This is a genomic window from Paraburkholderia kirstenboschensis, assembly GCF_032806925.1.
Taxonomy (GTDB): domain Bacteria; phylum Pseudomonadota; class Gammaproteobacteria; order Burkholderiales; family Burkholderiaceae; genus Paraburkholderia; species Paraburkholderia kirstenboschensis.
In genome coordinates, this window is sequence record NZ_CP136513.1 from 1,699,653 (window position 1) to 1,723,345 (window position 23,693).

The 23,693-nt window shown below is 64.2% G+C and carries 20 protein-coding genes; 7 read left to right on the forward strand and 13 right to left on the reverse strand.

Annotated elements, in window-relative coordinates:
* Positions 1-11 precede the first annotated feature (11 nt).
* The 7 genes from RW095_RS30235 to RW095_RS30265 all read right to left on the reverse strand — a co-directional run bounded on the left by RW095_RS30235 (position 12) and on the right by RW095_RS30265 (position 6,832).
* Positions 12-1,061 carry a GlxA family transcriptional regulator gene (locus RW095_RS30235; RefSeq protein ID WP_201701846.1) on the reverse strand — a complete coding sequence of 350 codons (1,050 nt, stop codon included), beginning with the start codon at positions 1,059-1,061 and terminating at the stop codon, positions 12-14.
* A gap of 24 nt (positions 1,062-1,085) precedes the next feature.
* Complete coding sequence (locus tag RW095_RS30240) at positions 1,086-1,877, reverse strand: ABC transporter ATP-binding protein (protein ID WP_128590818.1); 792 nt, start codon at positions 1,875-1,877, stop codon at positions 1,086-1,088.
* A 78-nt stretch (positions 1,878-1,955) separates the two neighbouring features.
* Positions 1,956-2,669: an ABC transporter permease gene (locus RW095_RS30245; RefSeq protein WP_317022392.1), complete on the reverse strand. Its 714-nt coding sequence runs from the start codon at positions 2,667-2,669 to the stop codon at positions 1,956-1,958.
* A 4-nt stretch (positions 2,670-2,673) separates the two neighbouring features.
* Positions 2,674-3,363 (reverse strand): ABC transporter permease, encoded by a 690-nt coding sequence (locus RW095_RS30250; protein ID WP_128590814.1) that lies wholly within the window; start codon positions 3,361-3,363, stop codon positions 2,674-2,676.
* 336 nt (positions 3,364-3,699) lie between these two features.
* Positions 3,700-4,653, reverse strand: a complete 954-nt coding sequence (locus RW095_RS30255; RefSeq protein ID WP_317022393.1) for a patatin-like phospholipase family protein — start codon at positions 4,651-4,653, stop codon at positions 3,700-3,702.
* Between the two features lie 38 nt (positions 4,654-4,691).
* On the reverse strand, positions 4,692-5,243 hold the full coding sequence (gene bamE / locus RW095_RS30260) for an outer membrane protein assembly factor BamE domain-containing protein (protein ID WP_193414888.1): 552 nt from the start codon (positions 5,241-5,243) through the stop codon (positions 4,692-4,694).
* A gap of 602 nt (positions 5,244-5,845) precedes the next feature.
* The gene (locus RW095_RS30265; protein ID WP_317022394.1) at positions 5,846-6,832 is read right to left on the reverse strand and encodes an ABC transporter substrate-binding protein; all 987 of its coding nucleotides are present in this window, start codon (positions 6,830-6,832) and stop codon (positions 5,846-5,848) included.
* Between the two features lie 163 nt (positions 6,833-6,995).
* Between RW095_RS30265 and RW095_RS30270 the strand changes: the two genes are divergently transcribed.
* Positions 6,996-7,907: a LysR family transcriptional regulator gene (locus RW095_RS30270; protein ID WP_317022395.1), complete on the forward strand. Its 912-nt coding sequence runs from the start codon at positions 6,996-6,998 to the stop codon at positions 7,905-7,907.
* A 105-nt stretch (positions 7,908-8,012) separates the two neighbouring features.
* Here RW095_RS30270 and RW095_RS30275 read toward each other — a convergent pair whose 3' ends face one another.
* The 4 genes from RW095_RS30275 to RW095_RS30290 all read right to left on the reverse strand — a co-directional run bounded on the left by RW095_RS30275 (position 8,013) and on the right by RW095_RS30290 (position 12,428).
* Positions 8,013-9,614: a rhodanese-related sulfurtransferase gene (locus RW095_RS30275; RefSeq protein ID WP_317022396.1), complete on the reverse strand. Its 1,602-nt coding sequence runs from the start codon at positions 9,612-9,614 to the stop codon at positions 8,013-8,015.
* Positions 9,611-10,219, reverse strand: coding sequence for a cysteine dioxygenase family protein (locus RW095_RS30280; protein WP_317022397.1), 609 nt, complete (start codon positions 10,217-10,219; stop codon positions 9,611-9,613). Before RW095_RS30280 ends, RW095_RS30275 begins: the two co-directional genes overlap by 4 nt.
* A gap of 236 nt (positions 10,220-10,455) precedes the next feature.
* Positions 10,456-11,301 (reverse strand): class II aldolase/adducin family protein, encoded by an 846-nt coding sequence (locus tag RW095_RS30285; RefSeq protein ID WP_317022398.1) that lies wholly within the window; start codon positions 11,299-11,301, stop codon positions 10,456-10,458.
* 11 nt (positions 11,302-11,312) lie between these two features.
* Positions 11,313-12,428, reverse strand: coding sequence for an LLM class flavin-dependent oxidoreductase (locus RW095_RS30290; RefSeq protein WP_317022399.1), 1,116 nt, complete (start codon positions 12,426-12,428; stop codon positions 11,313-11,315).
* 306 nt (positions 12,429-12,734) lie between these two features.
* Here RW095_RS30290 and RW095_RS30295 point away from each other — a divergent pair, with 306 nt between their 5' ends.
* Positions 12,735-13,730, forward strand: coding sequence for an LLM class flavin-dependent oxidoreductase (locus tag RW095_RS30295; protein WP_317022400.1), 996 nt, complete (start codon positions 12,735-12,737; stop codon positions 13,728-13,730).
* Positions 13,731-13,840: 110 nt separating this feature from the next.
* Here the strand turns inward: RW095_RS30295 and RW095_RS30300 are convergent, their stop codons facing one another.
* Positions 13,841-14,977, reverse strand: coding sequence for an alpha/beta fold hydrolase (locus tag RW095_RS30300; protein ID WP_317022401.1), 1,137 nt, complete (start codon positions 14,975-14,977; stop codon positions 13,841-13,843).
* Between the two features lie 626 nt (positions 14,978-15,603).
* Here RW095_RS30300 and glgC point away from each other — a divergent pair.
* From glgC to RW095_RS30325, 5 genes are all read left to right on the forward strand, one after another.
* Positions 15,604-16,869, forward strand: a complete 1,266-nt coding sequence (gene glgC, locus RW095_RS30305) for a glucose-1-phosphate adenylyltransferase (protein ID WP_317022402.1) — start codon at positions 15,604-15,606, stop codon at positions 16,867-16,869.
* A 103-nt stretch (positions 16,870-16,972) separates the two neighbouring features.
* Complete coding sequence (gene glgA / locus RW095_RS30310) at positions 16,973-18,433, forward strand: glycogen synthase GlgA (RefSeq protein WP_317022403.1); 1,461 nt, start codon at positions 16,973-16,975, stop codon at positions 18,431-18,433.
* A 262-nt stretch (positions 18,434-18,695) separates the two neighbouring features.
* A complete protein-coding gene (gene pdxY, locus RW095_RS30315; protein ID WP_317022404.1) occupies positions 18,696-19,562 on the forward strand; it encodes a pyridoxal kinase PdxY in 867 nt (288 codons plus the stop codon).
* Between the two features lie 157 nt (positions 19,563-19,719).
* A complete protein-coding gene (locus RW095_RS30320; protein ID WP_317022405.1) occupies positions 19,720-20,181 on the forward strand; it encodes a hypothetical protein in 462 nt (153 codons plus the stop codon).
* A 406-nt stretch (positions 20,182-20,587) separates the two neighbouring features.
* A complete protein-coding gene (locus RW095_RS30325; protein WP_317022406.1) occupies positions 20,588-21,739 on the forward strand; it encodes a branched-chain amino acid ABC transporter substrate-binding protein in 1,152 nt (383 codons plus the stop codon).
* A gap of 8 nt (positions 21,740-21,747) precedes the next feature.
* Here RW095_RS30325 and RW095_RS30330 read toward each other — a convergent pair whose 3' ends face one another.
* On the reverse strand, positions 21,748-23,673 hold the full coding sequence (locus RW095_RS30330; protein ID WP_317022407.1) for a DUF3857 domain-containing transglutaminase family protein: 1,926 nt from the start codon (positions 23,671-23,673) through the stop codon (positions 21,748-21,750).
* Positions 23,674-23,693 lie beyond the last annotated feature (20 nt).

Consider the following 23,693-nt stretch of genomic DNA (forward strand, 5'->3'; position numbering starts at 1 on the left):
CCGGCCGCCTTTCAATCGCCCCTATCCGGCGGCTCGATCAGCGCACCCGCGCGCGGCTCACTGGCCGCAGCGCCGCTTGCGCCGGTCTGTTTGTCGATCCAGTTGCGGCGGTCCTCGCGCGGCGTCACGCCGAAGCGTTCGCGATAGGCATTCGAAAAGTGCGCCGCCGACGAAAACCCGCAAGCCAGACTGATCTGCACGACCGACTTGCTGGTGCGCTGCAATTGCGTGCGCGCTTTCGAAAGCCGCAGGCCAAGATAGTATTTGGACGGCATCGAGCCGAGATACTGGCGAAACAGGCGCTCCAACTGGCGTCGCGAAACGCCGACGAGACCCGCGATTTCGTCGGTGGTGAGCGGATCTTCGATATTCGCTTCCATCAGCAACAATGCATCGTTCAGGCGCGGATGACGCTCGCCGGGCGCTGTCACGAACGGTATGCGCTGACGCTCCTCGCCCGCGCGCAATACGCCGACGCCGAGCGTATCCGCAATGCGATCCGCGAGCTCCGGACCGTGCTCGCGGCCGATCATCGCGAGCATGAAGTCGACGGTTGCCTGACCGCCCGCGCAAGTGGCGCGATCGCGGTCGATTTCGAAGATCTGCTGGGTGACGATGGAGCGCTCGAACTGCTCGGAGAACTGCTGATACGTTTCCCAGTTCACACTCACGCGATAGCCGGACAACTGGCCCGCCATCGCGAGCCACCACACGCCGTGATGAATGCCGGTGACGAGCGGCGTGCGTTGCCCGACGCGCGACAAACTAGCGAGAAACAGGCGGTAGTCGGCGAATTGCTGAAACCGTTCGCTGACCACGATCAGCCAGTCGCACACGACCGCGTCGCCGAAGGCCGCGTCGGCGGGCCATTGCGCGCCGCCCGCAAGCGGCACCGCGCGGCCGTCCCACGAGCACACCTGCACGCGGTAAAGCGCGCGGCCGTCGATCTCATTGGCGAGATTGAGCGCGTCGACAATCGGCCCGACGCCCGACATCGACACAGGCGGCAATGCCACGATTGCGACCTGCATGGTGCGTGCGGGGCTGGACGTACGAGCCATCGGTTAAATAGAAAACGGCGAGCGTTACTTCAGGCTGCCGGAGAGGAACTGCTTGAGCCGCTCGCTGCGCGGCGAGCTCAGCACCTCGGCGGGCAGACCTTCTTCTTCCGTGCGGCCCTGATGCAGGAACATCACATGGTTCGACACGTTGCGCGCGAAACCCATTTCGTGCGTGACGACGATCATCGTGCGCCCTTCTTCGGCGAGTTTCTGCATGACCTTCAACACTTCGCCGACCAGTTCGGGGTCGAGCGCGGAAGTCGGCTCGTCGAACAGCATCACGTCAGGGTCCATTGCCAGTGCACGCGCGATCGCCACGCGCTGCTGCTGACCGCCCGACAGGTGCGACGGATACTGTTTTTCCAGACGTGGCGCGAGGCCCACTTTCTCGAGATATTCGCGCGCGCGCTCCTCGGCTTCGCGACGCGGCAAACCGAGCACATGAATCGGCGCCTCGACGATGTTCTCGATCACGTTCATGTGCGCCCACAAGTTGAAGTGCTGGAACACCATCGCGAGCTTCGTGCGGATGCGCTGCAATTGCTTGTGATCGGCCACTTCGAGATTGCCCGCGCGGTCGGGTTTCGTCTTGACCGCTTCGCCGTCGACGACGATCTGCCCCGCGTTCGGCCGCTCGAGAAAATTAATGCAGCGCAGGAAGGTGCTCTTGCCCGAGCCGCTCGCGCCGATGATGCTGATCACGTCGCCCTTGTTCGCATTGAGCGATACGCCCTTGAGCACTTCGTTGTCGCCGTAGCGCTTGTGGATGTCCTGCACGGCGAGCTTGCAAGCTTCGGTTTGCGTGGTGTGGAGCAAGATGCTCTCCCTGTGAAAATACGGATCGAACGTCGACGGCGCGCTTTTATCGCACCGCCTGCTGCAAACACGGCGCGCTCAATGCGTGCGCACCGCCAGGTAGCCGAGCCAGCGACGTTCGGCGCGGCGGAACAACGCGACGAGGGCGAACGACACCACGAGATAAATCAGCGCCGCAAGGCCGAACGCATCGAACGATTGATAAGTGGCCGAATTCGCGTCGCGCGCCACCTTCAGAATGTCCGGCACGGTGGCCGTGAACGCGACCGTCGTGGCATGCAGCATCAGGATCACCTCGTTACTGTACAACGGTAAAGCGCGGCGCAGCGCGGACGGTATCACAATGCGGCGGTACATCGTGAACCAGCTCATGCCGTAGGCGCGGGCCGCTTCCACTTCACCGTGCGACGTCGAGCGGATCGCGCCAGCAAAAATCTCGGTGGTGTACGCGCAGGTGTTCAGCGCGAACGCGAGAATCGCGCAGTGAAAACCGCTGCGAAAGAACGCATCGAGCAGTTGATGCGAACGCACGAATTCGAGGCTATACATGCCGGTATAGATCAGCAGCAATTGCACGTACAGCGGCGTTCCCCGAAACACGTAAGTGTAAAGACGCACCGGCGTGGAAAGCCAGCGCTTCTTCGACACGCGCGCGACCGCGAGCGGAATCGCGAGACAGAAGCCGATGCCGACGGATGCCACCAGCAGCCACAGCGTCACCGCAAGGCCGGATATGCGCTGACCGTCCCAGTAGAGGAACGCGCGCCAGAACTGATTGAGAATGTCGATCATGGTCTTAAAGCTCCGCGTGCCGCACGCCGATCGAATAGCGGCGTTCCAGCCAGATCAGCGCGAGGTTAGAGACAGTCGTCAGCGCGAGATAGATCAGCGCGGCGATCAGAATGAAGAAGAACATGTTGAAGGTGCTCTTGCCCGCGTCCTGCGCGGCCTTGACGACATCCGCGAGACCGATGATCGACACCAGCGCCGTCGCTTTCACGAGCACCTGCCAGTTGTTGCCGATGCCCGGCAGCGCGAAGCGCATCATCTGCGGAAACAGGATGCGTGCGAACACGCGCACGCCGCTCATGCCGTAAGCGCTGCCCGCTTCGAGCTGGCCGCGCGGCACCGCGAGAAACGCGCCGCGAAACGTCTCGGTGAAGTACGCGCCGTAAATGAAACCGAGCGTCAGCACGCCCGCCACGAACGGGTCGATGTCGAACTGCGGCAGATCGAGCGCGTCGGTCAGATTGTTGACCCCGATCTGGATGCTATAAAAGAGCAGCAACATCAGCACGAGGTCCGGCACCGAGCGGATCAGCGTCGTGTAGCCGGTGGCGAGCGCGCGCAACGGCCGGTTAAACGAGAGTTTCGCCGCCGCGCCCGCGAGGCCGAGCACTACGGCGGCCGCGAGCGAGAGGACGGACAGTTCGACCGTCTGGATCGTGCCGGCCAGTAATACCGGACCAAAGCCGTATAGCACCACGCGTGTCTCCATCCAGGTTCGTTGAATTCCTATGGAGGTCGTCGGCTCGAACGCCCCGACTCATCCTGCATGGCGCGCAGTCTCGCAAGCGAAAATTAAATTCTCAAAGGCGGGCGTGGCATTTGCTGCGACGCAGCAAACCACGAATGACAGCGTCGCATCGCTGACGGCGCTTGGTACGGGGGCGCCTCGAGCAATACGACGAGCAGCGCGGGCAGCCGCGGCCGCTGCGATTTCGCAAGTTTGAGGTCGCTTTTTCGATAGGGGGCGCGGGGGCTTCGCGCGGAGCGAAGGGCCGCACTCAAGCGCGGCGTAGGGGCGCATTGCGCGCCGCTGCTATTCGATGCCGAGCCGCGCGCGAATCGCCGGCAGCATGTATTCGACTGCCGCGCGGCCTTCCGCGATGGCCGGCGCAGCGCGGTGAAAGTCGAAGATGCCCATGCCGCCCAGACGCGGCTGAATCAGAATGTCCGCAGGCTCGCCGGCGAGGCGGCTGCGGGTAATCCGAACCTGCATGATGTCGATGCTTTGCGCGATCGAACTCAGCATTGAAGGCACGCGTGCGCTCGGTGCGGGCGGCACGCGAACGTCGTCGGTGACGCGCTCCTCGGCGGGAGCGAGCCAGCGCGGCCACGGCTTGCCGTTACGGCGCAGCGACACGGGCGGCGGTGCGGTTGGATCGATTGCCGGGGTGTCCACCACCGCGCCGCCGAAATCGCGGCCGTTGAGAATGTCGTTGTTCAGATCGACGGCGATCACACAGTCCGCCCGCATGCCGCGCGCGACAGACACCGGCACCGGATTGCTGAGCCCGCCGTCGACGAGCCATACGCCGTTGTGCCAAACCGGCGTGAAAATGCCGGGAATCGCAATCGACGCGCGCACCGCGTCGACCACACTGCCGTCCTGGAGCCAGCTCTCGCGGCCCGAGTCGAGTTCGGTGGCGACCGCCGCGAACGGCATGTTCAGCTGCGCGATCGAACGGCCGTTGAACTTGTCGGCGAAAAGCTGGATGACCTTGCGCCCGCCGAGCAAGCCGCCCGAGAGGCGCAAGTCGAGCAGCCGCACGACCGTCTGCCACGTGAGACGCGACACCCACTCCTCGAGCCAGTCCAGGTCGCCGTTCGCATACACCCCGCCGACCAGCGCGCCGATCGATGTGCCGCACACCACGTCGGGCTTGATGCCCGCATCGTGCAGCGCGCGAATCGCGCCGATATGCGCCCAGCCGCGCGCCGCGCCGCCCCCCAACACCAGCCCGATACGGCTGTATCGACGTCGACGTATCATGATTCCCCGCCTTCCATTCGTCTGTCTTGTCGTTGCTTCTAGCGCCCGCGCACCACGTCCGAGCGCGATGTCGTGTACACCTTTCTGTTCTGGTCGAAGTGCACGTTGAAAATGCCTTCTTCCGTCACGCCGCCTTCGCGCCACTTCCAGCTCCACACCGTCTCCGGCTTGAGCGGGAACACCGCGATTTCGCCCGGTTTGCCGAGCAGGCGCCGCACTTCGTCCTCGCTCATGCCGATGCGGATCTTGCCGAAGTTCGCCGCGGTCAGCACCTGCGTGATGGATTGAAGCTTACCGTCACGGTCGATGTCGACCATGTACGTATTCAGACCTTGCGGACCACGTGGATATTCGAAGCGTTTCGAGCCGTCCGTATAGGTGCGCTCGGTTTCCGGCTTACCCATCTGCTCGCGGATCTGCGCTTCGGTCGTGACGCCCGGCGTCATGTTCTTCAGCAGCAGCGCGTCGGGCTTCACGGCGTTGAAGAATTCCTTGATTTTTTGCACGGCGCGCTCGCTCTGCTGGTCGTCGCAAGCAGTGAGCGCGATGCACGCGGCCAGCATGGCGGCAATAGGCAATTTCAGGCTCACAGCGAATTTCCTGTATCGATGCGAGCGCGACTGTGCGCACCGCTCGTGTAGTGATTCACCAAAGGGACTTCCTTTGGAACGCGCTACAGGATAACCGCGTGCGGCAAAAACCGCGAGCGAGCGCCGGTGCGCCAAAACCGGGCGATGCCGGTGCTGGCATGCGGAAAACGCGGGACGTTATGGGCTTTTTGGAGAATCAGGCTGTCTGCGCGAGATTTATTGCAAACAGCAACAGACGCAACAGAAAGCAAAAAGGCGACGCCGTGCAAGCGTCGCCCGGGCTCGCGTCGCCAATGAGGTTCTGCACCGGTACTGTAGGTACGTCGGCAGCGACAAGGGACACGCGGAAAGACGGGACTATGGATGCTGCCAAAGACCGGGACGACAGCGTGGACGACGCGCAGCGGTCCGGTTCCGACGCGGCGATGAACGACCTTGGCCGCTCACCTTGCGCCATCGCCGGAAGTGGCGAACCGCTGCTTGTTCGGCCGTCCTGGTCCCTCGATAAGTCTTCCAAGTGACGTTAATCTAACGGGATCGGACGGTTTAGACGAGAGCGCGTTTACACCGAATTTGCAGAGGATTTCGTCGCGAGAGAACGATCACGGCAATGGAAAACTGCGGTCGAAGCTCGCACGCACATCCAGATGCGCGCGAATGACGTTGGCTGCCTCGTAGGTGTCGGCGGTGCGCTGCTGCGCGGCCACGACGCTATCGTCTATGGTGACCGGATGCACCTGACCGCGCTGATAAACGGTCTTCAACACGTCGGTCGGCAAGCCGGTGACGCGCGACTGCATCGTCGCGACTTCGTCGGGGTGCGTGAGCGCCCAGCGCTGACCCGTCGCCACGCGCCGCAGGAAGTCGGCTAACTGCGCCCGCTTGGCCGCAATCGAGGCCTCGGTCGCGACCTGATAGCTAAGCCCTTCCGACAGACCCACGCCGTTCGCGATGATGCGGTCGTGATCGCGCGACTCGCCAAGCGCCGTGTACGGGTCCCAGACCGACCACGCATCGACGCTGCCCGAAGCGAGCGCGGCCTTTGCGTCGGCCGGCGCGAGGAACACAAACGTGACGTCGCTCGCGGACAGATTCGCCTTCTTCAGTGCGGCGAGCGCGAGAAAGTGGCCGATGGATCCGCGCGTCGTGGCAAGGCGCTTGCCCTTCAGATTCGCGACCTCGGTGAGCGGCGAATGCGGACCGACGACGATGGCGAGATCGAGCGGATTGGAACGCGTCGCGGCGACGGCCCGCACGCGCGCGCCGGCAGCAAGCGCGAATACGAGCGGCGCGTCTCCGAGTCCGCCGACATCCACGGCACCTGCATTCAACGCTTCGCCAAGCGGTTGCGCTGCCGGAAAGTTGAACCATTCGATCTTGTACGGCAAGTCTTTCAACTGGCCCGAGGCTTCCAGAATGCCGCGCGTTTGCAACGATTGATCGCCGACCTTGAGCACGGGCAGATCCGCAGCATTTGCTGACGTCGCGCATAGCAGAGCGGGAATCGCCAGCACAGCGGCGGCGAGCGGTTTGACAAGCGTGCGTTGCAGCGCGGAGAGCGTCGCGAAAAGAGAACCGGATAGCGTCATGTGGAAGGCCTGCGAATGAGTTTCCAGCGACGATAAGCGAGCGGCCCGTATAAGACAAACGCATTATTCTTCCATGCAAATATGCGAATTTTTATTACGCGCGACGCTTGAAAAAACGGCGACGCGCGTATCATCGGGCGCATGAACCATCTCACCGCTCATCATGAAGATCGACGAAATCGACGCCTACGTCACCGTTATTCGCTGTGAGTCACTGCAGCAGGCAGCGCTCTCGCTTGGCCTCACGCAACCGGCCATCACGCGCCGCCTGCAGAATTTCGAGGAAGCGCTCGGCGTCGAATTGCTCGACCGTAACACGCGTCCCCTGAAGGCGACGGCGACGGGCCGGGTCGTCTACGAACAATGCCGCGTGATTCAGCGCGAACTGGACGTGCTGCGCGAAATCGTCGCGACCGATACGCCCCCCGTCGGCACGCTGCGCGTGGGCGTGGCGCAAACCATCGCCGACATCGCGCTCGGCGAAGCGCTGCGCGTGGTGAAAGCGGCTTACCCGGAGTTGCAGGCGCGCGCGTCGACTGGCTGGGGCGGCCAGTTGCTGCAACGTCTGGAAGATGGCGAACTCGACGCCGCCGCGATTCTCCTGCCCGCCAACAAAACCTTCGGCGACGCGTTGTCGGCGCGCTCCCTTGGCCGCATCAAGCTTGCGGTGGTGGCGCGCAAAGGTCTGCTGAGGAAGCGCGTGCATACGCTTGCGCAATGCCAGTCGACCGGTTGGGTGTTGAATCCCGATGGCTGCGGTTTCCGCGACGGCCTGCAGCGCGCGCTGACGGGCCTCGGTCTCGCGCTCAAGCTGAATCTGGAAACGCTCGGCACGGAATTGCAACTACAGCTTGTCGCGGATGGTCACGGCTTAGGGCTCGTACCCATGCCGCTGCTAGTTGGCAGCGCCTACGCGGATAAGCTCGACGTGGTGACGATCAGCGACTTCAAGCCGCTGATCGATATGTGGCTCGTGCACCCGCGTGTGCTCGGCAAATTGCAGCAGCCGGTCGAGCGGTTCGGCGCGGCGATCGAACGGCAATTCAAGGAGGCCCGCACGCAACGCGCGGCTTGAAGCGTGCCGCGTGTCTTCATGCTTGCTGTCTTCTTTGGGTCGTCGCTGGTTCGTGTTCAGCCCGCGTTGCACGGTAGAGTGACAGCGCGGGCTTGAACGCCAACGTCAGATCACATGAAACCCATGCGTGCCGTCGCGAGCCAGTTGCGCGACGAGCCCATACTCCCACTCGAGATAGGCGTTCATTGCCTCGCGTGCGTTATCGGTGCCTTCATACGGACGCCGATACCGATCGATGCGCGGCGACGCCAGCCGCGTCTCGCCGCTCTCCACGGGCAGGCCCGCTTCGATCCACGCCGCCGTGCCGCCCGTGAGCACCTGCACCGGCTTGCCGGTCAACGCCGCCAACTCGGGCGCGGCGAAGCGCGCGAGCAGACTGCTGCCGCATGTGAGCACATAACGCTGTGCGTCCGGCAGCTTGTGCACCGCCTTCTCCAGTTCACTGCGAATCGCGAACCACGCGCCTGGAATATGACGCTTCACATAGTTCGCGCTGCTCGTGACATCGAGCACGACCGTGCCGGGCGACTGTAGCAGCGTGGCGAGTTCCGCAGGCGCGATTTCGTCCGCGCCGGGTGGCTGGGGCGCGAGGCGCGCGGCGGGGGCCGGGCCTTTTTCGGCGAAGTCGGCGGCGGTCAGACCGTCCACCACGTATACCTCGATGTTCATCTGCGCGAGCCACGACGCAGTCATGTTCGCACGCACGCCGTCGCTGTCCGCGAGAATGACGCGCGCACCGCGCACCGGCGCGAACATCTCGGTTTCCTGCACGAGCTGGCCGCCGGGCGCGTGGCGAAAGCCCGGTACGTGGCCCGCTTCGTATTCCTCTGGCGTGCGCACATCGAAACGGTACACGGTGCGCACCGCTTCGTCGGCCCAGCGGCGCGCTTCGTCGCGTGACGTGCGCCCCACTTTCGCGCGATCGGCGACTGCGCGCGCGCCGTCGGCGGCGACGAGACGCAGTGCATCGTCGACGACCGGATGCGGCCGGCGCGAACTGCCGTGCGCGAGAGGCTGCCCGGCGAGCGTCCAGCCGATGGTGCCATTGCGCAGCGCGGCGACCGGGTTCGGCAAGCCCGCGTTGATGAGCGACTGCGCGCCGATGATGCTGCGCGTGCGCCCCGCGCAATTGACGATGATCCGCGTCGTGGGATCGGGTGCGAGCTCACGCGCGCGCAGCACCAGTTCCGCTCCAGGCACGCTGATGCTGCCCGGGATATTCATCGTCTGATATTCGTCGAAACGGCGCGCGTCGAGCACGACCACGTTTTCTTCGCGATCGAGCAGCGCCTGCACCTGCTGCGCCGGCAGCGACGGCGTGTGGCGCACGCTTTCCACCAGTTCGCCGAACGCTTTGCTCGGCACGTTGACGTCCTGGAACAGCTCACCGCCGGCCTTGCGCCAGCCTGGCAAACCGCCTTCGAACAGCGCGACGTCGGTGTAGCCGAGGCTCCTGAGGCGCTCCGCCGCACGGGCGGCGAGCCCTTCGCCGTCGTCGAGCACGACAATGGGCACAGCGCGGCGCGGCAAGCGCACCGGCGCATCGAGTTCTAACCGCGACAGCGGCAGGTTCGCGGCGAACAACGGATGACTGCGCGCGTGCGGATCTTCCTCGCGCACATCGACGAGCGCGATTTCCTCGCGTTCGAGCAGTGCGCGGCGCACGTCTGCATAAGATCGGGTACGTAAATCTTTTTCGAATGTCATGAGATCGGGGACTCCTTCGACACATTCCAGATGTTCGGCAACACGTCGTTCGAATAGCCGGACACAAAATTTTTGCGGCCACCGCCGCCCGGATACACGGAGCGGCTCACCGCTCCGATATTTCCACCGTACACGTGAATGCTGATCGACGTACGGTCACCAAATGCATTGCTCACGCGATGAATATCGCCGATGCGCGGCGACACCGCATCCACGGCACCCGTATCGAGGCGCCGCGGCGCACCCTCTTCGACCAGGTCGCCATGCGGCGCGACACGGTAATGCTGCGCAATTTCCGCGCCACGCAGCACGCCGATCAACCCCCACACCGTATGGTCGTGCACGGGCGTCGCCTGCCCGGGCCCCCAGACGAAACTGACGATCGAAAAACGCTGCCGCGAGTCCGCATGCAACAGAAACTGCTGGTAGCGCTCGGGGTCGGGCCGCGCGAAAGCATCGGGCAGCCAGTCGTCGTGCGCAATCAGTTCGCGCAGCGCGGCACCGCCCGCTTCGAGCAGCGCGGCTTCGGGCGTTTCGTCGTCGACGAGCGACGCAATACGGCCGACGAACGCGCGCAGCCGGTCAGGCCTCAGGGTCTGGGTCATGGATAGCTTGACAAAATAGTGTGGAAGTTCGGCGCGCGGCAGGCACTCGTCGCTTCGCGCACCTGCAGCGAGCGCCGCGTTGAAGAATCGGGTCCAAAGCGGTGCGAGTTCGGCACGCCGCTCGACCTTGGTCGCGCCGCTGTTGCCCGCCGTGGCACCGCCGTTGCCCGATATAGGCCGATATCGCCGGGCCGCAGCGGCGCTGCGATGAAACCGTGAGACACCCGCTAAGACGCTCAGGTCAGCACGTCGGGCTCCGCTTCCACGAGGCCTTCGAGCAGGCTCTGGAAGGCGAACAAAGCGCCGTTCGCGCGGCCCACCTGCTCGTGCGTGAGCGCGGCCATCTCATGGGGAATCGCTTGGGGCGCGCCGGCCGCTTCGGCGAGCAATTGCGCGTGACAGGCGTTGTCGAGCGCGATGTACCACCAGGCCGCCGCTTCGACGCTCGGACCTGCCGTCAGAATGCCGTGGTTCTTCAGGATCACCGCCTTGTTCCCGCCGAGCGCCGCAGCGATGCGCGCGCCTTCATCGGTATCGAGCACGACGCCGCGGAAATCGTCGAACAATGCGTGGTCCTGGTAGAACGCGCACGAATCCTGCGTCAGCGGATCCAGCTTGCGGCCGAGCGTGGACCACGCCTTGCCGTACAACGAATGCGTGTGCGCCGCCGCGACCACCTCGGGATGTGCCTCGTGAATCGCTGCATGAATCGCAAAAGCGGCCTGATTCACCGGCCCCTCGCCGACCACGATCTCGCCTTGCGCATTGACGAGCAACAGATCGGATACGCGGATGCGACTGAAGTGCTTGCCGAACGGATTAACCCAGAAGTGATCGGGCCATTCCGGATCGCGTGCGGTGATGTGACCGGCGAGCCCCTGATCGAATCCGTAGCGTGCGAAGAGCCGGAACGCGACCGCGAGCCGCTCCTGACGGTAACGGCGCTCTTCGGCGACACCTTCTCGCGGCGGCACGTCGTCGAACCAGAACTTGCGCAGCGGCGCGTGGCGCTTCAATGTCGATGGTTCGCCGCCGGGCGCAAGACGTTCGCCGGTCGGAGGTGCGTGAGAAAGATCGGTCATCGCGCCTCCGGTCACGCGGCCACGGTCTCGGTAGTCGCGGCGCCCTGGGCACCTTGGGCGCTGCGAATGCGCGCAATGCGTTCGCGCGTCGCGGGAATCAGCTCGCGGCCATAGTCGATCGCGTCTTCGAGCGGATCGAAGCCGCGCACGAGAAAAGTGGAGACGCCTAGCGCGTAGTATTCCGCGAGCGTATCGGCGACCTGTTGCGGCGTGCCGACCAACGCGGTCGAATTCGAACGTCCGCCGATTTCCTTCGCGATGCCGGTCCACAGGCGTTCGTCGGCGCGATCCGAATCACCCGAAGCCGCGAGCAAACGCCGCGCGCCTTCGCTTTGCGCGGGCCCGCCTACTCCGAGTCCTTGCGCCGCGCGCAGCCGTCTCGTTTCAGCGAGGATGTGATCGGCGCGCTCCCACGCTGCGGCTTCGGTCGCGGCGAGAATCGGCCGGAACGACACCGAGAAGCGCACTGTGCGGCCGTGCTTCGCGGCTTCGGCGCGCACGCGCGTCACCTGCTCGCGCACTTGCGCCTTCGATTCGCCCCACAGTGCGTAGACATTCGCATGACGTCCGGCAATTTCGAGCGCGGGCGCCGACGCGCCGCCGAAATACACCGGAATATGCGGCTGCTGCACCGGCTTCACTTCGGAAAAGCCCTGTTCGAAACGATAGTACTGCCCGTGGTGATCGAACGGCTTCGCCTCGGTCCAGATGCGACGCACGATGTGCAGGTACTCGTCGGTGCGCGCATAGCGTTCGTCGTGCGAGAGGAAGTCGCCGTCGCGGCGCTGTTCCGCGTCGTCGCCGCCCGAAATGATATGCACGGCGAGACGGCCGCCCGAATACTGATCAAGCGTCGCCAGTTGGCGCGCGGCGAGAGTCGGCGCAACGAAGCCCGGGCGATGCGCGAGCATGAAGTGCACCTTGCTCGTCACGCTGGCTGCATGCGCGACGGTGAGCAGCGCATCGGGGCTCGTGGAATGGTGCGGCACGAGAATGCGGTCGAAGCCCGCCGCCTCGTGCGCGCGGGCGAACTGCGCGACATAGTCGACGTCGACAGCGGGCCCTTGCGGCGCATGCGTTTCCGATACCTTCCGGGTCTGAATCATGCCGATGAATTCGATGGACACGCGAGTGCCTCCGTGAATGGTTGCTGCCCGGCGGGGCAGCGGCATTGCACGCGGAATGCCGTGCTCTCTGGAGGCGCTCAAGGTAGCAGCGAGTCATGCGCTTGTTAAATATTGATCGGCCATATCTATATCGACTTTGCATGTAACGGCGTCGCTTCCAGCAGTGACTCTGCGTCGCCCTAACCGGCTTCGCGTGGACAGACCCTTTCGCGAACGTGGGCATCGCGCCCCCGCAAGCAGAAAGCCGAAAGCTTTGGGAGAATGCTCCATCGCGTGAAAGCGCCAGAAACAGCAAGCGAACAGACAATGATCCCCTTTTCGGTCCTCGACCTCTCGCCGGTCATCGCGGGCGCAACACCCGCAGATGCCTTCAAAAACACACTCGATCTCGCGCAGCACGCGGAACGGTGGAACTACCGCCGCTTCTGGCTCGCGGAGCATCACAACATGACCGGCATCGCGAGTGCGGCGACCGCGGTCGTGATCGGTTATGTGGCCGGCGGCACGAAGACGATCCGCGTCGGCTCCGGCGGCGTCATGCTGCCGAATCACGCGCCGCTCGTGATCGCGGAACAGTTCGGCACGCTGGAGTCGTTGTATCCGGGCCGGATCGACCTCGGACTCGGCCGCGCGCCGGGCACGGACCAAACCACGGCACGCGCGCTGCGCCGCGATTTGCAAAGCAGCGCGGATTCTTTCCCCGACGATGTCGCCGAATTGCAGCGCTATTTCGCCGACCCGGTCTCAGGCCAGCGGGTTCGCGCGGTGCCCGGCGCGGGCTTGCATGTGCCGCTGTGGCTCCTGGGGTCGTCGCTCTTCAGCGCGCAACTCGCCGCGTCGCTCGGCTTGCCTTTTGCGTTCGCGTCGCACTTCGCGCCGGATTACCTGCTGACGGCGTTGCAGGTTTACCGCTCGCAATTCCGTCCGTCGGAGACGCTCGAAAAGCCCTACGCGATGGTCGGCGTGAACCTCTTTGCAGCGGATACCAATGACGAAGCGCAGCGTCTTTTCACGTCGCTTCAGCAGCAGTTCATCAATTTGCGGCGCGGCACGCCGGGGCAATTGCAGCCGCCGGTCGAGCGGCTCGCGGCTTCGGAGACGGAATTGAACTCGGTTGCGCATTCGCTCGCATGCACGGCGATCGGTGACCGCGATGCGGTGCGCGAGGGCTTGAAGTCGATCATCGATCAAACCGGCGCCGACGAATTGATGCTCACCGCACAGATCTACGATCACAAGGCGCGGCTGCGGTCGTTCGAGATCGGGGCGGAAATTCACGAGGAATTGGCCAGCGGAAAGTAAACCGCAACTGGATGAAAAAAGGGCGGCGCATACGCGACCGCCCTTCTTCTTTCACCTTCTTTCTCGTGTTCTTCTTCTGACCGGTCCGGTCCTCTCCAGTCTCTACTAGCTCAACGATTCACCTGCACCGCCGCCATTCCGTCGAGCAGTGCCTTATGGAACGCCTGCGGGTCCTGCATCTGCGGCGCATGGCCCAAGTCGGCGAATTCAACCAGCGTCGCATGCGGGATCGCTTTGGCCGCGGCTTTACCCAACTCGGGATAGTGGCCGATCTTCGCGCGCACCTCGGGTGACGCCGCGTCCTTGCCGATGGCGGTGGTGTCCTTCTGGCCGATCAGCAGCAGCGTTGGCATCTGCAACTGGCCGAGTTCATAGACAACAGGCTGCGTGTAGATCATGTCGTAAAGCAACGCCGAATTCCACGCGACGATCTGCTTACCCGGCCCCCGGTACATGCCTGCGAGCATCTGCACCCACGGTTCGTAGTCCGCGTGCCATTGCCCTGCGTAATAGGTCGACTGCTCGTAGCGGCGAATGCCGTCGGCGGTGGTCTTCAACTCGCGCTGGTACCACTGATCCACCGACAGCGACGGCACGCCTTTCGCCTTCCAGTCTTCGAGCCCGATCGGATTGGCGAGCACCAGTTGCTGCGTCTCGCGCGGATACATGAGCGCATAACGCACGGCGAGCATGCCGCCGGTCGAATGACCGATGATGGTCGCGTCCTTCACGCCCAGCGATTCGAGCAGCGCATGCGTGTTGCGCGCCAGTTGCTGAAAACTGTACTGGTAATGCTCCGGCTTGCTCGACTTGCAAAAGCCGATCTGGTCCGGCGCGATCACGCGGTAGCCGGCCTCGCTCAGACGATGAATCGTCGTGCCCCATGTCGCCGCGCAGAAGTTCTTGCCGTGCAGCAGTACTGCGGTGCGGCCGTTCGCGTGCGCCGGTTTAACGTCCATATACGCCATATGCAGCGCAACGCCTTGCGAAGTGAACTCGTATTGCTCGACAGGCGCGGGATAGTTGAAGCCCTCCAACTCGGCTCCATAGGCTGGGCCGTCATTGCCGACCGGCTGAGCGGGCTCGCTTGCAACGCTGGCCGGCGCGGCTCGCGAAATAACGGACGGGGCCGTCGCCGGATTATCCGGGGATGCGGCGGAAGCGGCACGTACCGCGACCGGTGCAACGCAGAACATGGCGGCGCTCAATGTGGCAAGCAACGAAAGGCGGCGAGAGGTCATCGACATTTTTGCATGGTTGGAAGTGCGTTCACGGCTCGCAGCAAGCACGCACAGGCTTGCTCACCGGCCGCCGACGATTCTACGACGCCTCTCGCAGCCGCGCAGTGGCGCACACAACGCCAGCCGCGTCGTAGCGTGCCGCCGAGTGGCACGCATATTGCGCGCCGAACCTCGCCAGCTATGTGTCGTGGCGCACGGAGCGCAGACGCGCAACGGCCGATCGTTCGCAGTTGGGCGCGAGGCGGCTAGCGCACGACAAAGGTCGCCCGCGCGAGGCGATTCGGTGCTAGAACTACGGGACGGGCTCGCCAGTGCAGCGGCCCGGCAGTGGGAATGGATATGCAGAGCCGGGCGACCGGCATCGGCGGGGAATAGTAACCAGCAACGGATTGCATGGCGCCGTAAAGAGGACGGGCATGTGACTGGAGTACGCCGAAGCGCGAAGTTTGGTCTATTGCTAGCAAACCGGGTGGACCGGAGTAAGCGCTAAAGCGCCAACTCCGGTCGACCGCGATAAAACTGCATGGGACCGGAGTAAGCGCTAAAGCGCCAACTCCGGTCGACCGCGATAAAACTGCATGGGACCGGAGTAAGCGCTAAAGCGCCAACTCCGGTCGACAAAGGAGACGGACATGGATACTCCGGCACGGCTGAACGACCTTCAACGCACCACCCTCGCCATCGTCCTCGCCGGCGGACGAGGCACGCGGCTCGGACCGCTCACCAACAAACGCGTCAAACCCGCCGTGCATTTCGGCGGTAAGTACAGGATCATCGACTTCGCGCTGTCGAATTGTCTGAACTCAGGCATCCGGCGCATCGCTGTCGTCACGCAGTACAAGGCCCACTCGCTGTTGCGCCATCTGCAGCGCGGCTGGAGTTTCCTGCGCGGCGAGTTCGGCGAATTCATCGATCTGTGGCCCGCGCAGCAGCGTGTGGAAGGCGCGCACTGGTATCGCGGCACCGCCGACGCCGTGTTCCAGAACCTCGACATCATCCGCTCCATCCGCCCCAAGTACGTGGTCGTGCTGGCGGGCGATCACATCTACAAGATGGACTACACGCGCATGATCGCGGATCACGCCGATAGCGGCGCGGATTGCACGGTCGGCTGCATCGAGGTGCCGCGCATGGACGCGGTGGCCTTCGGCGTGATGGCCGTCGACGAAAACCGCCGCGTGATCGGCTTCGTGGAAAAACCCGCCGACCCTCCCGCAATACCTGGCCGCCCGGACACCGCATTGGCGAGCATGGGCATTTACGTGTTCAACGCGGACTACCTGTACTCGCTGCTGGAGGAAAACATCTCGACCGTGGATACCGATCACGACTTCGGCAAGGACATCCTGCCGCGCGTCGTCACGCAAGGCACCGCGATCGCGCATCCGTTCGGCATGTCGTGTGTATCGTCGGACCCGAACGTCGAGCCGTACTGGCGCGACGTCGGCACCATCGACGCCTATTGGGCCGCCAATCTCGATCTCGCCTCCACGATCCCGACGCTCGACCTCTATGACCGCAGCTGGCCGATCTGGACGTATCAGGAACAACTGCCGCCCGCCAAGTTCGTGCGTGATCTGAAGGGTCTGCAAGGTTCCGGCAACAATCTGCTCGCATGCGGCGGCTGCGTGATCTCCGGTTCGCAGATCTCGCGCTCGGTGTTGTCGTCGAATGTGAAAGTGAGTTCGTTCTGTAACATCAATGAGGCAGTCTTGTTGCCGCAGGTCACAGTCGGCGCGAGTTGCCGCTTGCAGAAAGTGGTCGTGGACCGCGGCTGCGCGATCCCGGACGGCACGGTGATCGGCGAAGATCCGGTAGCCGACGCCGAGCGTTTCTATCGCACCGACGACGGCGTCGTGCTCGTCACGCCCGAAGCGCTGCGGCAGGAAGCGCCCTGAGTCCGACCGGCTGCGTGCCAGTTGCCGTAGCTTCGCCCGGCGCGGCGCGCGGCCAGTATTGCGAGCATTCCCCGGCCATCATTCAAGGAACGAGACCGAGCCTATGACGATTCGCGCCCTGCACGTCGCAAGCGAGCTGTATCCCCTCCTGAAAACAGGCGGTCTCGCCGACGTTGCGGGCGCATTGCCGTCCGCGCTGGTCGAGCGCGGCGCCGACGTCCGGGTGCTGCTGCCCGGCTTTCCCTCGGTGGCTGCCGGCTTGCGCGACGTGCGTCCGGTCGCGCAACTGGGCCGCCGTTTCGGTGCGCCGGACGTCACGCTCGAACAGGGCACTCTGCCGTCGAACGGACTTATCGTCTACATGATCCGCGCCGCCACGCTGTACGACCGGCCCGGCAACCCCTATCTGAACGACGAGCACGTGCCGTACGGCGACAACGCACAGCGCTTCGCGCTGCTCGGCTGGGTCGCCGCGCAACTCGCGCAACAGCTCGATCCGGCCTGGTCGCCGCAGATCGTCCACGCACACGACTGGCATGCAGGACTCGCCGCCGCCTATCTGAAAGCGGCCGAACGGCAGCATGGCCGGGCACCGGCCCGCAGCGTCTTTACGGTGCACAACCTCGCATACCAGGGCGTTTTTCCCGCGCACCAGTTCGGCCAGCTCGGCCTGCCCGACGATTTCTTCAGCATGTACGGCGTCGAATTCTATGGGCAGCTATCGTTTCTCAAGTCGGGGCTTTACTACAGCGACCGCATCACGACCGTGAGCCCGACCTACGCCCGCGAAATTCAGACGCTCGCCCAAGGCGGCGGACTCGACGCTCTTTTACGCAACCGCTCGCACGACCTGTGCGGCATTCTGAACGGCGTCGACTATACGGTGTGGAACCCGGCAAGCGACGCGCTCCTCGAAAATCGCTACACCGCCACGCGGCTCGCCGGGAAACTGGCGTGCAAGGAGGCGTTGCAAAAACGCTTCGGTCTCGCGCAGAAAACCGACGCGCTGCTGTTCGGCGTGGTGAGCCGCCTCACCGAGCAAAAAGGCCTCGACCTGCTGCTCGAAACCGTGCCGGAGATCGTCAAACGCGGCGGCCAGCTGGTCGTGTTCGGCACCGGCGACCCGGCGCTCGAGAACGGCCTGAAACGCGTCGCCCAGACCCATCCCGAATCGGTCGCGGTGGAGCTTGGCTTCGACGAAAAGCTCGCACATACGATCATCGCGGGCAGCGACGTGGTCGCCGTGCCGTCGCGCTTCGAGCCCTGCGGGCTGACGCAGCTCTATGCGCTTGCCTACGGTTCGCTGCCGCTCGTGCATTCCGTAGGCGGTCTCGCGGACACCGTGATGGACGCATCGCTCGAAAATCTCGCCGAGGATCTCGCCACCGGTTTCGTCTTCGAGCACTTCCAGCCGCGCGGCCTCACCGCCGCGATTCGCCGGGCGTTCGCGCTCTATGGCCGGCGCACCGAATGGAAAGCGGCGCAGCGGCGCGCGATGCGCCAGGACTTCGGCTGGGGCGCTTCCGCGGACCGCTACCTGGCGCTGTATCGCGAGCTTGTCTGAGTTGGTGCCTGCCTGAGTTGCCCGGCCGCAAACAGCGCGGCGCCGCGCATCTTTGGTGATGGTTCGGCGCAACAACACGGGGACGGATCAACTGCCTTGCGGCAAACTCATGTATTGTTTCCTGACGATGCAGACCGTGCATTATTCTTGCAGCGTCTGAAGCAGTGCTGCGCGCGAGGCATTCGGCTCATGCCGAAACACCGTCACCGCGCATTCCTCCCGTTTTCACCGATCGCGCACGAACGGCTGCGCGAGCCATACCATGACGAAGAACGTTCTGAGCATCCAGTCACATGTCGTTTTCGGGCACGCGGGCAACAGCGCCGCCGTGTTCCCGATGCGTAGGCTTGGCGTGAACGTGTGGCCGCTGAACACGGTGCAGTTCTCGAACCACACGCAGTACGGCCATTGGACCGGCACGGCGATCAATGCCACGCAGATGGAAGAGCTCGCCGAAGGCATCGGCGCAATCGGCATGCTGCCGCGCTGCGACGCCGTGCTCTCGGGTTACCTCGGCACGCCGGAGCAGGCGCAATCGGTACTGGAAATCGTCAAGGCCGTTAAGGCCGCGAATCCGCGCGCGTGGTACTTCTGCGATCCGGTAATGGGCGCCGCGAGCGGCTGCAAGGTCGAGCCGGGCATCCAGGAGTTTCTCGTGAACACCATGCCGGAGATGGCCGACGCGATGGCGCCGAACCATACTGAGCTGCAGCGGCTCGTGGGCCGCGAGATCGAGACACTCGAAGAAGCCGTCACCGCGTGCCGCGAGATCATCGCGCGCGGACCGAAGCTCGTGCTGGTCAAACATCTGCTCGACCGCAACAGTCCCGCCGACCGCTTCAACATGCTGGTCGTCACCGAACGCGAGGCATGGATGGGCCAGCGCCCGCTCTATCCGTTCGCGCGGCAGCCGGTTGGCGTCGGCGATGTGACGAGCGCGGTGTTCGTCGCACGCACGCTGCTGGGCGATACGATTCGCGCGGCGTTCGAGCACACGCTCGCGGCGGTCAACGCCGTCGTCAAGCTGACCTGGCAAGCCGGGCGCTACGAGCTCGAACTGGTGGCCGCGCAAAACGAAATCGCGCAGCCCCGCGAGTGGTTCGACGCGTGGGTGGCGGAGACCGCATAGCGGCTTCGCTTGCTGCGGGCGGCAACGCGGCGCCGTGCGCCGCACGGAACCTTGGCGGCCTGCCGGTCGTCCTATAATGCGTGCCGCGTGTGCGAAGCAACCCCTCACGCGCGCGGCAAACTTTTTTAGGCTCCGGCATTCAGCAGACGAGGCATCGATGGACGGTTATATCCGCAGCGAGCGGGAAGAGTACTTTGAGCAGTTGTGCATCAGCGTCGACGCGGACGAGGTGCACGAACAGGAAGCCATCGAGTTCTTCGAGAACCAGTTCGACCAGGCCGACTTCGATCCCACGCAGTGGCTCGACATCGCGCTCTACTACTCACAGGCGGTGGCGCGCGGCATCATCGACATGGTGACGCCCGACGACAAGGCGCGCAGCAATATCGCCGAAGTGATCGCCGACAACCTCGACATCTCCTACGGCGAGGACGAGTGCCAGCAGTTTGCCGAGACCATCGAATTCGCGCTGAACAACGGCGTGCCGGTGGATCTCGACCTCGTGCTCGACGGCTGCCAACGCGCGATCGACGACCTCGACACATGGGCTGACGACGAAACCAAGGCGCCGCTCTTGCGTCTGCGCGAAGAAGTGATGCGCCAGCAAGGCGAGCGCTAGAAACCGGCGCGTCGCTCCGCGCGCAAGCATTGCTTGCATTGCTCTTTGCTTACCGCCATTCCTTGCCGCCCAGACGCGGCATCACGCCCGCACATGCCTTAAACGTCCCGTGGACGTAGCTTCAGGCATGTGCGGTAATCCGCATCCCCGCCCCGCCCCCCGGCATGCGGCCCGCCCACGCACGCGCGGCTTATGCCGAAATTCTCATCCAAAGCGCAGCGAACTGCCAAGACGGCGGCATATTGGCTTTCTATATTCGCGCCACATGACCAGCGTGCAAACGCGAGTGCGCGTATTCCAGCATTGTGTATCGCGAGCCATTTTCCTTAGTCTCTCGTTGCACGCCGGACCCGCGTCGCAGCCTTGCCGCTTTCATAACCTGGAACTGTCGAAGTAAGGAGAGACCATGAGTCTTAACAACACGCTCAAACCGCTTGCTTTGTTCGTTGGCGCCATGATCGCAGCGGCGCCGCTCGCCAGTTTCGCCGACGACCTGCCGGTCAAGATCGGTTTCGCCGCGCCCATGACGGGGGCCAATGCCGGCTACGGCAAGGATCTCGAGAACGGTGTGCGGCTCGCTATCGAGGAAGCCAACGCGCAGAAGCTCAAGATCGGCGACAAGGTCGCGCAGTTCCAGATCGTCTCGCAGGACGACCAGGCTGACCCGCGCATCGGCGTGCAGGTTGCGCAGAAGCTGGTGGACGCGGGCGTTTCGGTAGTGGTCGGCCACTTCAACTCGGGCACGACGATTCCCGCTTCGCAGGTTTATGAGCAGGCCGGCATTCCGGTGATCGACCCAGCCGCGACGAACCCGATCATTACCGGCCGCGGCTTCGCGAACACCTTCATGGTGATCTCCACGGACGCGCAAAATGCCGGCAACGCAGGCGTATACGCGGTCGAGGTGTCGAAGGCCAAACGCATTGCGATCATCGACGACCGCACCGCATTCGGCCAGGGCGAAGCCGACGAGTTCGAGAAGGCCGTCAAGGCGCATGGCGGCAACATCGTCGCGCGCGAATATACCGACAATCACGCGGTCGACTTCAGCACGCAGATCACCAAGATCAAGGCGGCGAACGCGGACCTGATTTTCTTCGGTGGGCTCGACACGCAGGCCGCAGGCTTCGCGAGGCGCATGAAGCAACTCGGCGTAACGGCGCAACTGGTGGGCGGCGGCGGCGTGGAGGACCCGGAGTTCATCAAGCTTGCGGGCGACTCGGCCGAAGGCGTAATGGCCTGGGAATACGGTCGCCCGCTCGCGCAACTGCCGGGCGGCAAGGACTTCTCCGCGAAGTTCAAGAAGCGCTTTGGCGGCGAGATCCTGTCGTATGCGCCGTTCGGCTATGACGGAGCGTGGGCCGCCATCAAGGCCATGCAGCAGGCTAAGTCGACTTCGCCCGCCGATTACCGGCCGGCTCTCAAGGCGATCGACTTCGAAGGCGTGACCGGCAAGATTTCGTTCGATAACACCGGCGCGCTGAAAAGCGGCGCGTCGACGCTCTATCAGGTCAAGAACGGCGCGTGGGTTCCGATCGTGACCAAGAGCGGCTCCTGAGCGCGGCGCTACTTCGCGCTCGCGGCCCCCGCCAGCCTCGCGGCCTTGACGACGATTTGCGCGTCGAGGTCGCGCTCGATCCGCACGAGATCGTCTTTGATCGCGGCAAACTCGGCGGGGGTGCACATCTGGTGTCCGAAGGCGGCGTGCAGTTGCCGCCTGATCTGCAACCCGCGCGCCGCGCGATCGAACACATAGCGCGACGAGAAAGTCAGATACCGGTTCTGCACGTCGGTATCGGCCGGCGTGTCGGTCACGTTTGCGAAGCGCGGCAGCGTGATCTCCAGTGTCTCGTCGAAGTCCCCGCCGATGCACGCCCACGGCTGCGTGCGCACCGGCTCCGCAAGCCACGCCTGCACCTGCGAGCCCATGCCGCCGGAGAAGCTCGTGAGCGTGGGCATTGCCGTCGTGCCGTCGGTCCATACGAAGTGCTCGACCTTGCCTTGCATCCACGTCGCGAACGGCCCGTCGGTTACCGCAACTTCGCCTGTACGTAACTGCGCGGTGCCATGCAGGCCGGTTTGCAGCAGACGGTTGCCGGCAATCTGTTGCGTGCGCTGGCGCGACGCGCGTCGAAAGACATTGCGTTCGATCTCGGCGGTGAAGCCCGCGTCTTCGACCCGGTACGCGTAGTCCGCGGTGCCATTTTCGTCGACGTCGATCTGCACGCGCGCGCGCCGCTCGCGCGCCTGTGTGGCCGGCGTGCGCGACAGCACGCCTTCGCCGACCAGCAGTACCGGCCTGTCCATCACCGCCGCCGGCAGATAACCGAAGCCCACGCCGCCCGCCGTCGTGTCCGCGTACAGCGATAGATCAGGAATCCAGACGATCGCGTGATTGATCGCGCTCGCGCCATAGCCCGGCACGTCCGGCAAGCTGTAGTACGGCCCGAGATTGAGCAGCACGGCCTCGCTGCGAATGCCGACGGCGGCCAGCAATGCGCTATAAAGCGCGACGTGGTCCTTGCAGTCGCCATAACGATTACGCAGGATGTCAGCCGCCTTGTGCGGAATCGCCGCCGTCTCGCCCAGAAAAAGCGCGACGTAGCGGACATTCATGCGTACCCAGTCGTAAAGGATGTGGGCCTTCTCGCGCGGATCGGCGGCACGCGCGGTGAGCGACTGCGCAAGCTGCACGATGGCCGGATCGTTGAAGGTGGCGTCGGCCGCGGGTCCGCGGTAACGTGCGGCGAAGCTCGCGAAGTCGGGCACGGTCGACACCATCAGACGATCGCCCCAATTCGCGTAGCCGACCGCGCCGGCCTCCAGCCGCGCATACGGCCCGTGCCGGTATTCGAATTCATAGCGTGTGCGGCCGTTCGCCGTGACCGGCGGCAACGCGGTATAGCCGCGCGCGTCGGCGTAAAGCGGCACGTCGGCGGGAAGATCGAAGATCAGGCGCTGTTCCTCGACGGGTTCGCTCGTCGGCTCTACGAGGTAGGCGAAGGTGCCCGCCTGCAACGGCTTTGCGCGCGTCTTGCGAAACGTGAGATGCACGCGGGAACCAGGCTCCACGCCCGGAAAAATCACCGTGCGCAACACGCCGTCCTGAAAGCTCGGCGCGCCCGCCGAGCGCGGCTCCTGAATGTCGCGGATCGCTTCGGGACCGACAGTGTGCGTCGCGCCGTCGGCGTCAATCGTTTCGGCCGCGAGCAATTGAACCTGCTCGATGTCCTTGTTGAACCACACATAGCGTTGCGCGATGTCGTCCACGCCGCTCGTCGTGTTCGCGCGCAATACGCTGTCGTCGTGTTCCTCGATCGAACCGTCTTTCTGGATCGTGAAGAGATGAACGTCGCGCTCAGTCGTGTAGGGCGCACGCTCGTCGCCGGATGGGTCCGATACCGATAGCGCGCCTTCGGCGAAAGCGGTGGCGGCTGCCGCGCACAATGCGAACGCGGCGGCGATCCGCAGGCACGCCGTGTAGCGCGTCATGAATAATGTTCTCCGCGCCG

Coding starts and splice junctions, on each gene's coding strand:
- RW095_RS30235 (WP_201701846.1), bottom strand. CDS start 1,061: ATGGCTCGTACGTCCAGCCCCGCACGCACCATGCAGGTCGCAATCGTG.
- RW095_RS30245 (WP_317022392.1), bottom strand. CDS start 2,669: ATGATCGACATTCTCAATCAGTTCTGGCGCGCGTTCCTCTACTGGGAC.
- RW095_RS30255 (WP_317022393.1), bottom strand. CDS start 4,653: ATGATACGTCGACGTCGATACAGCCGTATCGGGCTGGTGTTGGGGGGC.
- RW095_RS30265 (WP_317022394.1), bottom strand. CDS start 6,832: ATGACGCTATCCGGTTCTCTTTTCGCGACGCTCTCCGCGCTGCAACGC.
- RW095_RS30270 (WP_317022395.1), top strand. CDS start 6,996: ATGAAGATCGACGAAATCGACGCCTACGTCACCGTTATTCGCTGTGAG.
- RW095_RS30275 (WP_317022396.1), bottom strand. CDS start 9,614: ATGACATTCGAAAAAGATTTACGTACCCGATCTTATGCAGACGTGCGC.
- RW095_RS30280 (WP_317022397.1), bottom strand. CDS start 10,219: ATGACCCAGACCCTGAGGCCTGACCGGCTGCGCGCGTTCGTCGGCCGT.
- RW095_RS30285 (WP_317022398.1), bottom strand. CDS start 11,301: ATGACCGATCTTTCTCACGCACCTCCGACCGGCGAACGTCTTGCGCCC.
- RW095_RS30295 (WP_317022400.1), top strand. CDS start 12,735: ATGATCCCCTTTTCGGTCCTCGACCTCTCGCCGGTCATCGCGGGCGCA.
- RW095_RS30300 (WP_317022401.1), bottom strand. CDS start 14,977: ATGTCGATGACCTCTCGCCGCCTTTCGTTGCTTGCCACATTGAGCGCC.
- glgC (WP_317022402.1), top strand. CDS start 15,604: ATGGATACTCCGGCACGGCTGAACGACCTTCAACGCACCACCCTCGCC.
- glgA (WP_317022403.1), top strand. CDS start 16,973: ATGACGATTCGCGCCCTGCACGTCGCAAGCGAGCTGTATCCCCTCCTG.
- pdxY (WP_317022404.1), top strand. CDS start 18,696: ATGACGAAGAACGTTCTGAGCATCCAGTCACATGTCGTTTTCGGGCAC.
- RW095_RS30320 (WP_317022405.1), top strand. CDS start 19,720: ATGGACGGTTATATCCGCAGCGAGCGGGAAGAGTACTTTGAGCAGTTG.
- RW095_RS30325 (WP_317022406.1), top strand. CDS start 20,588: ATGAGTCTTAACAACACGCTCAAACCGCTTGCTTTGTTCGTTGGCGCC.
- RW095_RS30330 (WP_317022407.1), bottom strand. CDS start 23,673: ATGACGCGCTACACGGCGTGCCTGCGGATCGCCGCCGCGTTCGCATTG.